The sequence below is a fragment of the Shouchella tritolerans genome (genome assembly GCF_025770735.1).
Classification (GTDB): Bacteria; Bacillota; Bacilli; order Bacillales; family Bacillaceae_D; genus Shouchella; species Shouchella tritolerans.
This window is the reverse complement of the sequence record NZ_JAODPB010000007.1, coordinates 104,045-118,128: the sequence shown is the minus strand read 5'-3', so window position 1 is coordinate 118,128 and position 14,084 is coordinate 104,045. Positions and strand designations below refer to the sequence as shown.

The following is a 14,084-nucleotide window of genomic DNA, read 5'->3' as shown; positions in this document are numbered from 1 at the left end:
GGATGTCCTAATTGAACAGATGATCATTGGGATAGTGATTTTATCCCATTCTAAAAAGAACCAGCGACAAAGGTTTTGTATTGCAAGAAATTCGAACCAAAATAAAGCAAACGCCGATGCCACTAGACAAAACGCCTTTGAGATTGAGTTCTCAGAGGCGTTTTGTTAGTGCCTGAAGCAAGTGTTACCAAGTGGTAATTTGTTTTTTGCCTACTTACAACGAATACCCCGTCGATTGGAAGAAGAACTGCGCCTGTTCGTAGTTATAGGTAATTCTTGAAAAGTCGAACGGCTGGCCGTTATTCAAATAGAATATCGTTTCGACGAAAAGTTTCGGATCGCCTTTTTGGAGTCCAAGAAACTGTGCTTCGCTTTCATTCAGTTTCTGGATGTGCATATACAAATCGGAAAAGCCGATTTTCGCTCCCAGGGCGTTGCTGATGTAATCGAAGATAGAACCGGTGGCGATTTCGTTATTCAGATAGGTGACGATCTCCTTATTATAATAGGATTCTTCGAGACATAATGTTTGTCCGTTGATATAACGAATTCGTTTAACGTAGTAGACATCGTCCTCTGGGTTAATCTTAAGGTTGGAAGCAACTTCGGCTAAAGGTTTACGGATTTCGAGATCCAATACTTTAGAAGTAATATCAAATTCGCGTAGTTCATCACTGAAGCCATGGTTAGAAAAGCTTATATAGCCTTTTCGGTTGCGGCGGCGCACGAAGATACCACTGCCACGGACTTGGTAAACGAGTCCTTTTCGTTCGAGCAGGCTGAGTGCCTTGATAACGGTGCTTTTGCTCGCTTTATATTGGGACATCAGGGTTTCCAGCACCGGTAGCTTCGTGCCTTGCGGAAGGTCATTATTCTCGATGTCTTGCTGTATATCGTAAGCAATTTGCTGATATTTAAGCATAGAAACATTCCTTATATATTCAGATAGTGTGATTTTAGCACAGCCGCTCAATTACGGAAACCCCCACTATTTTAGTATACACTGTTAATTTTATTAGTTTAGCATTGATAAATTGTACCGTTATAATTATAATGTGAGTGTATAATTAGTGGGGAAGAGGTGTTTCAAATGGCTAATAAAACAAGGGATTATCCAAAACTTGCTGCAGATATATTGAAGGCTGTCGGTGGTGAAGAAAATATTGTAAACGCTGCCCGTTGTGCGACGCGTCTGCGCTTAGTGCTGAAACGGTCAAAGCCGTCAGCAAAAGAAGAGGTCAACAGTTTGCCGGGAGTTATTACAGTAGTAGAGAATGGCGGTCAATTCCAAGTCGTAATCGGCCAGCATGTCGGCGAAGTTTATGAAGAATTCGCCAAGCTAGTGAATGTGGATACGGCCGAAGTGGATAATCAAAATAAAGGCTCCATTCTAAATCGTATCATTGCCACCATGTCTGCGGTATTTGCGCCATTTATCTATGTCCTAGCAGCAGCTGGTATTTTGCAAGGTGCACTAATTTTAATTAACTTGATGTCCAAGGACTTCGAAGCAACAAGTACGTACCAAGTATTGAGCTTCATTTCATGGGCACCGTTTACGTTCCTGCCGATCTTCATAGCGATAACAGCATCCAAGCATTTCAAGACTAATACGTATATTGCAGTTGCGGCCTGTGCTGCGCTTGTCAGTCCTGATTGGGCAACGATGGCTGCCAGCATCGCTGATGGGAACAGCATGAATTTTCTTGGGCTGCCATTATCAGAGACTACTTACACATCATCTGTCTTGCCGCCATTATTCCTAGTTTGGATACTTTCTTACTTGGAACGTTTCTTGAACAAGCATATGAACGAAGTAATCCGTCCGTTGTTCGTGCCGCTGATTTCCATTTTGGTCATGGTTCCGCTAACACTTGTAGCAATTGGCCCATTGACATCCCTTGGAGCAAATGGAATTGCGAATGGATATAACTTTTTGGCTGAATACGCTCCATGGCTTGCAGGTGCAATCATTGGCTCCCTGTGGCAGGTTATCGTTATCTTCGGTGTCCACTGGGGTATTACACCAATGGTTTTGGCAAACTTCGACCAATTTGGCCGTGATTCTTTCCAGGCTTATCAAACGATTGCCGTTATTGCTCAGGTTGGAGCGGTAATGGGGGTCATCCTGAAAGCAAAAAGTAAAGAAGTGAAGAAAATCGGTGTTTCTGCAGGTGTTACTGGCATATTCGGCATAACAGAGCCAGCAATCTATGGTGTGACACTTCGATTCAAGAAACCATTCATCATTGGATGTATTTCTGGTGCAGTGGGTGCTATTGTTGCAAGCTTTTTCAATCCATATTATTTCGCTTATGCAGGACTTCCAGGACCATTAACCATTGTTAATGGCATTAATGCAGATTACCCGACAAGTTTCTTGGGAATTGTTATCGGCACTGTTATCGCTATTATCCTGCCGATTGTCCTGATTCAACTCTTTGGCTTTGGGGAAGACGCTGCTACACAAGCAGACAGCAGTGTAGCAGTGGATCAGAAAGATGCCAAGGCAGAAGCGTCTGCAGCTGCAAACAATGAAGAAGTGGTCCATGCCCCTTTAACCGGGAAGCTTCTCGCTTTGGAGATAGTGCCAGATGAAGTGTTCAGTTCAGGGGCTATGGGCAAAGGATTGGCGATTGAACCGTCTAATAATAAGGTGTACGCACCATTTGATGGAACGATCGTGATGGTTGCGCCAACGAAGCATGCCATCGGCTTGCGCTCGAATTCCGGTGCCGAGGTATTGATACACGTTGGACTGGATACGGTGCAAATGGATGGCTCACCATTCTCCTTGCATATAAAAGAAGGAGACAAAGTAAAACAAGGGGATGTATTGAGTGAGTTTGACATGGGAGCGATAAAAGCAGCAGGTCTACAGACAATCACGCCTGTTATTGTGACCAACGTAGCTAACTACACTGAAATCATCATTAATGAAACAGAGACAGCGACACAAGGCGATGACTTGCTTACTGTTGTGAAATAGGAGGAGATAGAGATGAATTCATTACCGAAGGACTTTTTATGGGGTGGCGCACTCGCTGCTCACCAATTTGAGGGCGGCTGGAATCAGGACGGCAAAGGCCCGAGTGTCGTTGATGTCTTGACAGCAGGTGCGCATGGCGTACCGCGAGAAATTACCGAAACGATCGAAGAAGACAAATTTTATCCAAACCATGACGCGATCGATTTCTATAATCGATATAAAGAAGATGTTGCTTTGTTCGCAGAAATGGGTCTCAAATGCTTGCGGACTTCCATCGCCTGGACACGTATTTTTCCAAAAGGTGATGAAGCGGAACCGAACGAAGCAGGGCTGAAATTCTATGACGATCTATTCGATGAGCTGCTAAGCCATGGCATCCAACCAGTGATCACACTATCTCATTTCGAAATGCCGTTGCATTTGGCAAGGAAATACGGCGGATTCCGCAACCGGGAAGTTGTTCATCACTTTGTTCGGTTTGCTGAAGTATGTTTCAACCGCTATAAAGACAAAGTGAAATACTGGATGACATTCAATGAAATTAACAACAAGATGGACACCGCTAACCCATTATTCCTTTGGACCAATTCAGGGGTGACAGTCAAAGAGGGGGAAAATGCCCGAGAAGTAATGTACCAGGCTGGTCACCATGAGCTACTTGCCAGTGCGCTCGCTGTTGCAAAAGGGAAGGAAATCAATTCGGAATTCCAAATTGGTGCAATGGTATCCCATGTGCCGATTTATCCGTATTCCTCCAATCCAGCCGATGTAATGCTTGCTGAAGAGTTGATGCGGGAACGCTACTTCTTCCCAGATGTGCATGTACGCGGGTACTATCCTAGCTATGTACTGAAGGAATTTGAACGAGAAGGCTACAAGATCGTATTTGAAGACGGCGATGACGAGATACTCCGGAATGGCACGGTAGATTATCTCGGATTCAGCTATTATATGAGTACAACTGTCAAAAGTGATAAAGAAGTAGAACAGACTGCCAACATTACGAATGGCGGCTTGGCCCAGAGTGTCGAGAACCCATATATCAAAGCCAGTGACTGGGGCTGGTCTATCGACCCAATTGGATTGCGCTATACATTGAACCGTTTTTACGACCGCTATCAGATTCCACTGTTTATCGTCGAGAACGGCTTCGGTGCAGTAGATACTGTGGAAGAGGACGGATCCATTCATGATCCTCAGCGTATCGATTACCTACGTTCCCACATCGAAGAGCTGAAAAAAGCGGTGACTTACGATGGGGTCGATTTGCTTGGTTACACACCATGGGGAATCATCGATATTGTTTCCTTCACTACTGGTGAAATGAAGAAACGCTATGGCATGATTCATGTCGATCGTGATAATGAAGGAAATGGATCGATGAAACGGTCGAAGAAAGATTCGTTTGAGTGGTATAAAAATGTGATTGCTTCGAATGGAGAAAAGTTGTAAATAAGTAGATCTAGGAATAAGGGATGATCTACACCCTTTCTTAATAGACAGTCAAAAATTTAAGCAGCTAGTGATGAAGTGATGACCTTGGTATTGTTCCAGGGTCATTCTTTTTAATCCCATTGGTAACGACCAGAGTTTTAATAGTCAATAGAGCCCTCGACTTTACCTCTTAATTCAAGGAGCATCTTATAAGCACTGGCTTTTACATGATCTTTAAAGTATCCAAAAAAGATTCCATTGATAAAATGTATAAACAGTTGCCTATGCATGACATTGATTGTGCCAACCAGATCTCTTACCTTTACTTGTGTATAATGAAAACCTTGATTCGAGTATATGAGGGCACCGGGATGGACGTCACCATCCAAAGTATCTCTTAATAACTTTAAGGAAATCGTAAAACGTAAGAGTGAAAAGGATTCCCCTCAAGTGATTCGTTTGACCAGCAAACAAGAGGGCAAAAACGCTTGAATGACTTTGGGGCAAAGTAGAAAAAGTTTATCTAAATGCAATTAAATCAAGTATTTGAATGAAGTAACAAAAACAATTAAATTTGCACAATATACGATAAATTTAAAGAAAAACGAACTTGATGAGTGTTAAATAAAGTGAGATAATTATTACAGTCACTAGATTTTACCATCCTTTGCATGTTATTTACCAAATTCACAACAGAATACGTTTACCGATTTAATTTAATAGACTGTAGGAATTTCCTTTCAAATAATATGGTAATCAGGATGGCCAGGATTGACTAATGTTGATCACCTGTACAGCTGAATTTTGATCGCTAAAGCAAGAGGCTCTTTCATGATCGACAAAACTAGGATCTCATTTTCAAGATATGGTCTTTTATTTACTTTTGATGCATATAACAAAACCTCTTTTTTTTCAAGTATTGTTCTTAGTCTGGACAAAAACCATTATTAGTCAACTGCTACCCATCGGCATATATCTAAGGGGATAATAACTTGTACATTTAACGCAGTTCCAAGCATATAACTGAAAGGCATGTTAGTTTGCCTTGGAAAATCCTTGTTCAAAGACGGATTAATCGTTGGTAGCAAACTGAACGCTAATGGTTTATCATTGTAATCGATCGATTATTAATTTTAAAAATAAGGGGTGAACTATAATTCCTACTATCAAGGATATAGCTAAATTGGCTGGAGTATCAATAACTACAGTATCTAGAGTATTGAATAACCATCCCTATGTAAGTGAAGAAAAAAGAATTAAGGTTAAAAGAATTATTGAGGAATTGAACTATCAACAAAATTTTAATGCTATTCATCTAGTTAAAGGGGAAACGCTTACATTGGGTGTCATAATCCCATATATAAACCATCCATATTTTCAATCTCTGGTTGGAGGGGTGATGGAAAAAGCGTTTGAAAACAATTATGCTGTGCTTTGCTGTGCTACAAACTATAATAAAAAAATAGAATTAAATTACTTGCTTATGTTAAAAAGAAAACAACTGGATGGTTTAATCATATGGTCGCATGCTAATGATTGGGAAACAATACTTTCTTTCACTGAATATGGTCCAATCATAGGTTGCGAATTTGTTGAAGAGGCACCCTGTGTTTATATAGATCATTATGATGCTTTCAAATCAGTTTTAAAATACTTAATAGGCAAAGGGCATCGAAATATCGGGTATTGTACAGGAAGAAAAAATAGTCTAAGCAGTAAAATGCGTTTTTCAGCATTTGAAGATTGTCTTAGCAAAGTTAATCAGAAAGTATCAACTTCTTGGGTATTTACCGACTGCTTTACACTTAATGATGGAAAGAAAGTTATTGATAAGCTATACAATGAAGAAAATATGCCCACTGCAATCTTGGCAAACGGAGATGAAGTAGCTGCTGGAATGATTATTCAGGCAAAAGCTCACGTTATAAAAATCCCTGAGGAATTATCAATCATAGGATTGGATAATGCCCCTATTTCCGAGGCCCTTGGATTGACAACTTTAGACCTGAATATAAAAAGCATTGGAGAACAAGCATTTCAACTTTTCTTTGATGGTGTGAATAAAAAAATTAAACAACCATTCCATCTTGTCAAACGCACTACAGTATCCTTTCCTAAAAAAAAATAAAAAAATCGCTTGATATGAAAAGGTTTTCATGGATTAGACTTTTGTCAAATGAAATTAAGGAAACATCCATTTTCATATTAAGGAGATGAAGGGAATGAAGGGAATAAAAAAATGGGAATCAATATTGCTTCCTGGAGAGCACATTATTGATAAGGTAAGGGGAAGCTTCGAGGTACAGGGAGAAATGGGGATTGAATATAAATTTGGAGAAATCTTTGCAACTAATGAACGCCTAATTTGGTATACTAGATACCCTTTTGGTTGGGAAAATACTGAGATTTATAATTACAATGATATTGTAAATGTACAACATTTATCGTTTACATTTAACAGCGATATCGTAATTACTGCAAAATGGATAAATTATGGGGATATTGAACGTTTTCTGAAGGAAATTTGTGGTTTAATTTAATAAACGAAAGGCAATAGATATACCTCAAATACCAGTAATTATATAGTTGGTATATGATGACGGGAGCGTTAAGAGTTTTGTGTAAATGAAAACCCTGATCTATGCTTCAAAAAGAGGGCTTGACAGCTCTTAAACAAAAAGAAAATATATATGTATTGCAACATTCGGAACTTCAAAAAAATTATATTACGAAAAATGGATTTGACCAGAGAAATATTTTTAGGATTATCCCTCCTGTCTCTTTACCGAACGTAAAAGACATAATTTTACGTGATGAAATTTTGCAATTTATTGCAACGAAGAAAGATGAAATGCTTTTAATATCGACTGCCGCGAGGGTCGATTACTTCAAAAATTTCGATTTTTTAATTAAAGTATCTGTGAAAATCCTGGAAGATGGTGTGCCTCTTAAAGTTTTAATAGCCGGTGATCCAAAAGAGAAAGAGGAAAACAGAATAGCCTTAACAAATTTAATACCTGATCATTTAAAAGAGTATTTTCTTGTTATCGAAACCCTGCCTCAAAATGAATTGTATAGTTTGTTTAAATTATGTCGCAATAAAGCGACCTTTGTGTGTTCTTCCAGGTATGAAACTTTAGGAATAACTCCTTTAGAGGCTGCTTTGATTGGTGTTTATACTATTATCCCTAATTCCAAGTTAGTTGAAGCATCGCAGTATTTTTCAGAAGAAGATAAATTCTACTATGTATCAGACCAATTAGAAAATATCTTAAAAAGAATTTATGATGAAAAGAGATACATTAGTAATCATCAAAGTCTTAATATTAGTGAACTTATTTCGTATAAGTATTTTGAAAAAACGCTTCTAAAATCACTTCAGAAGATTGAGCAAAAGCTTCCGTTGAAACTCCTTATTTAGAGACTATCTGAGTGTAAACTCACTTTTTCATGGAGATGAGGCGCCCCATGATTTTGAAGGAATGCGGTTGTCGCCAGTTTCTTCGTATAGAACTGGGAAACGGCAGTACTAATTGGATTCTGAATGGTGGAGTATTTTAGTGGGCAGCTTCCGAATTGAAATAGGGAGCACGAGTCTATGACTCTATGCCCCTAACGCGTTTCTTTTATCCTTTATTGGCGTAACGGTACTGAAGTATATGGCTGTTACGCTAATAAGAACGATGGCCACTCCTGCGACGATTAAGGATGTATCTAATAATAAAATAAACCCTAATCCAACGACAGAAGTGATCGTCGATAGGATCGTCCATGTTGAAAATGTTTCTTTCATGCTTAACCCAAAGTATTCTTTGATCATCCAAAATCCGGCATCATTCACATGGGAGCAAATCGAGCTGCCTGCTCCAGTTGCAAGAGTGACCAAGGCTAAATTGACATCGTATTGGGCTAGCATTGGCACAACTAATCCAGCAGTCGATATAGCCGCAACGGTGGCTGAACCTAAAGATATACGCAAGATGGCAGCTACGAGCCAAGCAAATAAAAGAGGGGACATAGACGTTTCTTTAAATAGTTCGGCTACATAATCTCCGACACCGCCATCAATGAGCACTTGTTTAAAGGCGCCTCCGCCTCCAATAATTAATAGCATCATCCCAATCGCTGCAATCGATGATGCACACGAATCCATCACTTGTTTGATTGGAATCTTTCTTGCTATCCCCATTGTATAAAAGGCAAGCAATAAAGATAGTAACATGGCAGACGAAGGGTTTCCGATAAGGCGAATGATCGCTATGATTGGATGATCGTCAAACCCTACTGAGTTCTGGACTAGATCGACTATTGTAGAAATAGCCATTAATAAAACAGGGAACATCGCAGTTAAGACACTAATACCAAAGCCAGGCGTCTGTTCGAGTTTGAATGTTTTTTGTTCTCCTAAAGAGTCTATATTCCCTGTTTTGTTAAATGCATCCGGTACAATTTTTTTGGCAACCTTAGTAAAGAGAGGGCCTGCTATAATGACAGTGGGTATGGCAATCATAATCCCGTAGAGTAAAACGACTCCCAGATCAGCCCCATATTCGCCGGCTATTACGGTTGGTCCTGGGTGCGGCGGTAAAAAACTATGAGTTGCTAATAAAGCGGCGGCCATGGGAATGCCTAAGTATAAAATAGAAATTCTTAGTTCTTTTGCAATCGAAAATACAATCGGAATTAATAATACTAAGCCGACCTCAAAAAATAGGGCAATGCCTACAATGAACGAAGCAACGACAACAGCCCACTGAATTCTCTTTTCTCCGAACTTGTTAATTAACGTCATGGCGATACGCTGGGCTCCCCCTGCGTCTGCAATTAACCTGCCAAGCATAGCACCGAGTCCAAATATTAACGCGATATGGCCAAGTGTACCTCCTAATCCACCTTCAATGGAGGACACCACATTTTCGAGAGGCATTCCTAATGCCAACGCTACGATAAAAGCGACAATAATTAATGAAACAAATGTATTTAACTTGAACCCAGTAATCAAAATGAGTAACAAGACAATTCCAACTGCTACGATAAATAATGGCATCCTAAACCTCCAAAAATGAATAAGTATTCGTGTGATCTCAACATACTTGGATTGTTTACTATCTGAATGCGCCGTTCATTGAAGAACGCTATACACAGAAAACGCTTTCAATAAATCCCCCATTTATAAAACAATGGGGGAAAATCTTACACACAATTTAACATGTGTGCCATTTAGACGTTTATTTGTTCTTCCTCTAACGCTTTTACGCCGGCTTTTAGAACTTCAATGATTCGATCTGTATCGTAAATATTTCCGCGCCAAGTTCCTCCACTGACGGATTGAAGCGCAGCCCATAAGCGAGTGTCGTCTGGCAGATCTGGATTCGGTTGAAGGTCTGGATGAAGGGCACGTTCTTTCAGTACTTTACTTGCATCGGCCAAAGAAAGCCGTTCATTTTCCGTTCCAATGAAATTGACAGAACCCACTAACTGATTGCGGTCAACCATGATTTCAATCATATCTCCATCGCGTAGTTTTCCAATTGGTCCGCCTGCCAATGCCTCAGGTCCGATATGTCCAATGCATGCGCCAGTAGAAACACCTGAAAAACGGGCATCTGTAATCAAGGAGACATGTTTTCCATAGGACAAATGTTTTAATGCCGATGTTAGTTGGTAGGTTTCCTCCATCCCAGTTCCTGAAGGACCGCCGCCCATCACAACCATGATGTCTCCTGCTTCAATGCTTCCATGTTTAATTGCCTTTATAGCAGCCTTTTCTGAAGTAAAAACTTTCGCTTTCCCAGTATGTCTATAGATTCCGTCTTCTCCTACCACTGAAGGATCAATAGAAGTCGATTTAATGACAGAGCCTTCAGGAGCAATATTTCCTTTCGGGAATGTAACAGTAGAAGTCAGGCCTCTTTCTCTCGCTTTGATTGGATCCATGATAATATCGTCAGGATCAATCCCATCTGTATCGAGCAACTGTTTTTTCATCAGAGCACGTCTTGCGGAGTTTTCCCACCAATCAAGGTTTGCACCAAGAGTTTCTCCTGTTACCGTTCGTACATCTTCATGCAGTACGCCTAATTTTCTTAAATGAAGCATAACCTCAGGAACACCCCCTGCTAGGAATACCTTAACGGTTGTGTGACCAACAGGACCATTTGGGAGGACATCAACGAGGCGAGGGATTTTTTTATTGATTCTTGTCCAGTCCTCCACAGTTGGTATCTTGCAATTAGCGGCGTGGGCAATGGCTGGGATATGAAGGAGTAAATTGGTTGACCCGCCAAAAGCCGCGTGAACCACCATCGCATTTTCGATCGCTTTATCCGTCAGAATATCTTTAGTTGATAGCCCTTTTTTCTCCATCTCTAATGCCGCACGCGCTGATTGTCTCGCCATTTCCATCCAGATCGGCTGACCAGATGGCGCCAGTGCCGAGTGAGGCAACGCGATACCCATGGCTTCGGCAACGACTTGAGAGGTGCCAGCTGTTCCAAGGAATTGGCATCCTCCTCCCGGTGTCGCACAAGCACGGCACCCGAGATCGGCAGCTTCTTGTAACGTTATTTCGTTATTTGCGTATCTTGCTCCAATCGTTTGAATTTTTCCTGCGTCTTCACCGTTTGTAGGCGGAAGCGTGACACCTCCTGGGACAATAATAGTTGGTAAGTCATGCATGGACGCTAAAGCGACCATCATTGCCGGAAGGCCTTTATCGCATGTCGCTACGCCAATAACGGCACGGCGCGTTGGCAACGAGCGAATTAACCTTCGATAAACAATTGCTGCGTCGTTTCGAAACGGCAGGGAATCAAACATGCCAGTCGTTCCTTGGGAACGGCCATCACATGGGTCACTAACGAATCCGGCAAAAGGAACGCCTCCTTGTCTGCGAATCTCTTCCGCCGCTTCCTTCATTAGCAGGCCTATTTCCCAGTGGCCAGTGTGATAGCCTAAGGCAATCGGAGCGCCATTTTCATGCCTGATTCCACCTTGGGTGCCTAGGATTAGAATTTGTTTTCCAAGGAGACGGGAAGGCGCCCATCCCATGCCAACGTTTTGAGATAGTCCAAAAAGGTCGCCACTTGGTGAATGTAACAACATCTCGGATGTAAGGGGGAGTGAGCCATCTGCTCCTTTTGCATGAGTCTGAATGTTGTAAAGAGAGACATCCTCATCGCCAAATATTAAATGCAAGGACATATGTTTTCCTCCATGATTGAGATTATTCCTTTCAACGAAATGAAAGCTAAACATTTTTATTGCTCGTTCATTAAGCCAAACTTCCCTTGTAAACGTCTTATCATTGCTTCGAGAATCACCTATAAGCTGAATTTCAATAAAGCGCTTTCAACTTAATTGGAAATTCACCCCCTTAAAGTTTTGCTCAACTAGGTGTTTTTTGCTTGTTCATGCTGGTTAGATGGCTCCATTCATCTCATGCAGCTAGTAACGCTGTTATTTTGGTTTTATATAAAAAACCTAGTTTTTTTTATTAAACTATTTTGATGATATCATACAATTTATGAGTTGGAAATATGTTTTTTTTTTATTAAAAAAACGTGAACGTAAAGATGAATGGCTATATGAACAGTGCCGCCTATCTCATTGAACCGACTTGAATGGACAATTGAATGTAAATAAAAATACGATATTGACTACTTGAAATGATCATGTTAGGTTTTAATAAGAAAACTGAGTTTATTATATTAAACAAAATAGAAGGGTTTGTCGCTATGGAGAAAAAATATTGGGTTCCCGCGATTGGGAGGGCAGATAACATTTTAAATCTTATTGCCTATCGGCCCAATCAATATCGGTTAATTGATCTCTCCAATGAATTAAAAATTAATAAAAGCTCGCTTTATTCATTACTAAATACACTCGAAACGCTCGGTTGGGTGAAGAAAGGGAAGGATGATACGTATTCCCTTGGAATGAGATTTGGTGTTTTTAGTGCTTTATACTCGAGTCAATTTGATTTAATTGGCACGTTTTCGGAGGAGGCTGCGACCACTGTCAATAATTTAGATGAAACGGTTCAGCTTTCGATTTTGGATGGTGTCGATATTTTATATTTGGCAAAGAAAGAGGGGAGTTCCCCAGTAAGGGTCGCCACTGATCCAGGAATGAAATTTCCTGCTCATGCAACCGCGATGGGAAAAGTTCTCCTTTCCAAATATACGTTTAACCAAATGAAGGACTTGTATGAGGGAAGAAGGCTTGAGGCTAAAACGCCATACACCATCAAAACATTAGAGGAGCTATGGGCACAAATCGCCCTACTAGATGAACAGGGCTATATCAAGGAATATCAAGAAGCCGTAGAAAATTTCTTCTGTATTGCTGCCCCAGTAAAGAATCAAGAGGATGAAGTCATTGCAGCTGTTAGTGTAACCATGCTAACAACAAGTTGGGAAAAGAAACAAAAAGAAGCAGAACAGGAGATTGTAGACTTGGCCAAGAGAATTTCTCTTCATGCAGGGTTTTTAAAGCCGGTGGAACCTCAATAGAAAGAGTTTGTGAGCAATCCAAGAAGAATGGTTTTGGTTCAAGACCATTTTCTTGGATTGAAAGAAAACAGCTTTAAGAAGGATTAGCGATTTTTAACTATGCAAGTGGATGGAATGTCATTCTGCCAACGTAAAGAGATTTTAATAGTTTATCATAAAGCTGATGAGAAACGTTGGAGATAGCGACTAAAAAAATGAATGCGTTATCATGCTGTGATTTGAAAATCGGCTAAACAATCAAAAAGGAGACTAACTCTATATGAAATTCATTCGATTTAAAGATCAAGAGCATATTGTCCATTCTGCGATTGGACAGACATTTTCTGAAATGTATGTCGTCCCTTTCGATAACTATGTGAATTTTTATTATTATCTTAAAGAAAACGCGAAAACCGCAGAAATGTATATCAAAGAGAACAGCCTGGCTCCGGTATCAATTGAAGAAACGGCCTTGGAGATCCCAATAGAGGCAGATGAGGTATGGGCTTCAGGAGTAACATACATGAAAAGCAGAGAGGCCCGAAATTACGAAGCTACGAATGGAAAGCTCGATGTATTAACGTTTTACGATAAAGTGTACAACGCTGAGCGCCCTGAAATCTTTTTGAAATCGACTGCACGTCGCACCCAAGGTCCAAATAAAGAGTTATTGATCCGAAGTGATTCAAACTGGCAAATTCCTGAACCTGAACTGGGCTTGGTTATTGGCGAAGGGGAAGAGATCATTGGTTATACATTAGGGAATGATATGAGTTGCAGAGATATTGAGGGGGAAAATCCTTTATATTTACCACAGGCGAAAGTGTGGAAAAAATCTTGTTCCATTGGTCCAGCCATTCTTATGCCAACTGGTATTGAAAATCCATATGAGCTTTCGATTATGTGTACGATTAGCAGGGAGAAAGAGGTTGTTTTCCAGGGGTCTGCAAGTGTGAGTCAATTAAAAAGAAAACTAGAGGAATTAGTAGAGTTTCTAATACGCGACAATGACATCGTACCTGGAACGGTCTTATTGACGGGCACGTGTATTGTTCCCGATAACGATTTCACATTAGCGGTAGGTGATGTGATGGAGATTAGCTCTACACACATCGGAACATTAAAGAATCATGTCGGTTCCTTTCAAAAATAAAGCAGTCTGAGGTGAT

10 protein-coding genes are annotated in these 14,084 nt (G+C 40.5%); 7 read left to right on the top strand and 3 right to left on the bottom strand.

Annotated features, from left to right (window positions below):
* Positions 1–214: 214 nt before the first annotated feature.
* Positions 215–922 (bottom strand): GntR family transcriptional regulator, encoded by a 708-nt coding sequence (locus N6H06_RS19455; protein WP_263707767.1) that lies wholly within the window; start codon positions 920–922, stop codon positions 215–217.
* Positions 923–1,090: 168 nt separating this feature from the next.
* Between N6H06_RS19455 and N6H06_RS19450 the strand changes: the two genes are divergently transcribed.
* The 5 genes from N6H06_RS19450 to N6H06_RS19430 all read left to right on the top strand — a co-directional run bounded on the left by N6H06_RS19450 (position 1,091) and on the right by N6H06_RS19430 (position 7,844).
* On the top strand, positions 1,091–2,989 hold the full coding sequence (locus N6H06_RS19450; RefSeq protein ID WP_263707766.1) for a beta-glucoside-specific PTS transporter subunit IIABC: 1,899 nt from the start codon (positions 1,091–1,093) through the stop codon (positions 2,987–2,989).
* Between the two features lie 12 nt (positions 2,990–3,001).
* Entirely contained in the window at positions 3,002–4,441 is a 1,440-nt protein-coding gene (bglA, locus tag N6H06_RS19445; RefSeq protein ID WP_263707765.1) for a 6-phospho-beta-glucosidase BglA, read from the top strand.
* A gap of 1,135 nt (positions 4,442–5,576) precedes the next feature.
* Positions 5,577–6,551, top strand: a complete 975-nt coding sequence (locus tag N6H06_RS19440) for a LacI family DNA-binding transcriptional regulator (protein ID WP_318527591.1) — start codon at positions 5,577–5,579, stop codon at positions 6,549–6,551.
* A gap of 94 nt (positions 6,552–6,645) precedes the next feature.
* A complete protein-coding gene (locus tag N6H06_RS19435; RefSeq protein ID WP_263707764.1) occupies positions 6,646–6,963 on the top strand; it encodes a PH domain-containing protein in 318 nt (105 codons plus the stop codon).
* 101 nt (positions 6,964–7,064) lie between these two features.
* Entirely contained in the window at positions 7,065–7,844 is a 780-nt protein-coding gene (locus N6H06_RS19430; protein ID WP_263707763.1) for a glycosyltransferase, read from the top strand.
* Positions 7,845–8,027: 183 nt separating this feature from the next.
* On the opposite strand, the gene N6H06_RS19425 is transcribed toward N6H06_RS19430, so the two are convergent.
* Both N6H06_RS19425 and N6H06_RS19420 read right to left on the bottom strand, forming a co-directional pair.
* Complete coding sequence (locus tag N6H06_RS19425) at positions 8,028–9,470, bottom strand: GntP family permease (RefSeq protein ID WP_263707762.1); 1,443 nt, start codon at positions 9,468–9,470, stop codon at positions 8,028–8,030.
* Positions 9,471–9,643: 173 nt separating this feature from the next.
* A complete protein-coding gene (locus N6H06_RS19420) occupies positions 9,644–11,626 on the bottom strand; it encodes a YjhG/YagF family D-xylonate dehydratase (protein ID WP_263707761.1) in 1,983 nt (660 codons plus the stop codon).
* Between the two features lie 533 nt (positions 11,627–12,159).
* On the opposite strand from N6H06_RS19420, the gene N6H06_RS19415 reads away from it, so the two are divergent.
* Together N6H06_RS19415 and N6H06_RS19410 are read left to right on the top strand one after the other, a co-directional pair.
* Complete coding sequence (locus N6H06_RS19415; RefSeq protein ID WP_062750178.1) at positions 12,160–12,936, top strand: IclR family transcriptional regulator; 777 nt, start codon at positions 12,160–12,162, stop codon at positions 12,934–12,936.
* 259 nt (positions 12,937–13,195) lie between these two features.
* On the top strand, positions 13,196–14,068 hold the full coding sequence (locus N6H06_RS19410) for a fumarylacetoacetate hydrolase family protein (RefSeq protein ID WP_213029454.1): 873 nt from the start codon (positions 13,196–13,198) through the stop codon (positions 14,066–14,068).
* Positions 14,069–14,084 lie beyond the last annotated feature (16 nt).

Bases quoted from the DNA above. Each gene is read 5' to 3' on its own strand.
- N6H06_RS19455 (WP_263707767.1), bottom strand. From the start codon at position 922: ATGCTTAAATATCAGCAAATTGCTTACGATATACAGCAAGACATCGAG.
- N6H06_RS19450 (WP_263707766.1), top strand. From the start codon at position 1,091: ATGGCTAATAAAACAAGGGATTATCCAAAACTTGCTGCAGATATATTG.
- bglA (WP_263707765.1), top strand. From the start codon at position 3,002: ATGAATTCATTACCGAAGGACTTTTTATGGGGTGGCGCACTCGCTGCT.
- N6H06_RS19435 (WP_263707764.1), top strand. From the start codon at position 6,646: ATGAAGGGAATAAAAAAATGGGAATCAATATTGCTTCCTGGAGAGCAC.
- N6H06_RS19430 (WP_263707763.1), top strand. From the start codon at position 7,065: ATGCTTCAAAAAGAGGGCTTGACAGCTCTTAAACAAAAAGAAAATATA.
- N6H06_RS19425 (WP_263707762.1), bottom strand. From the start codon at position 9,470: ATGCCATTATTTATCGTAGCAGTTGGAATTGTCTTGTTACTCATTTTG.
- N6H06_RS19420 (WP_263707761.1), bottom strand. From the start codon at position 11,626: ATGTCCTTGCATTTAATATTTGGCGATGAGGATGTCTCTCTTTACAAC.
- N6H06_RS19415 (WP_062750178.1), top strand. From the start codon at position 12,160: ATGGAGAAAAAATATTGGGTTCCCGCGATTGGGAGGGCAGATAACATT.
- N6H06_RS19410 (WP_213029454.1), top strand. From the start codon at position 13,196: ATGAAATTCATTCGATTTAAAGATCAAGAGCATATTGTCCATTCTGCG.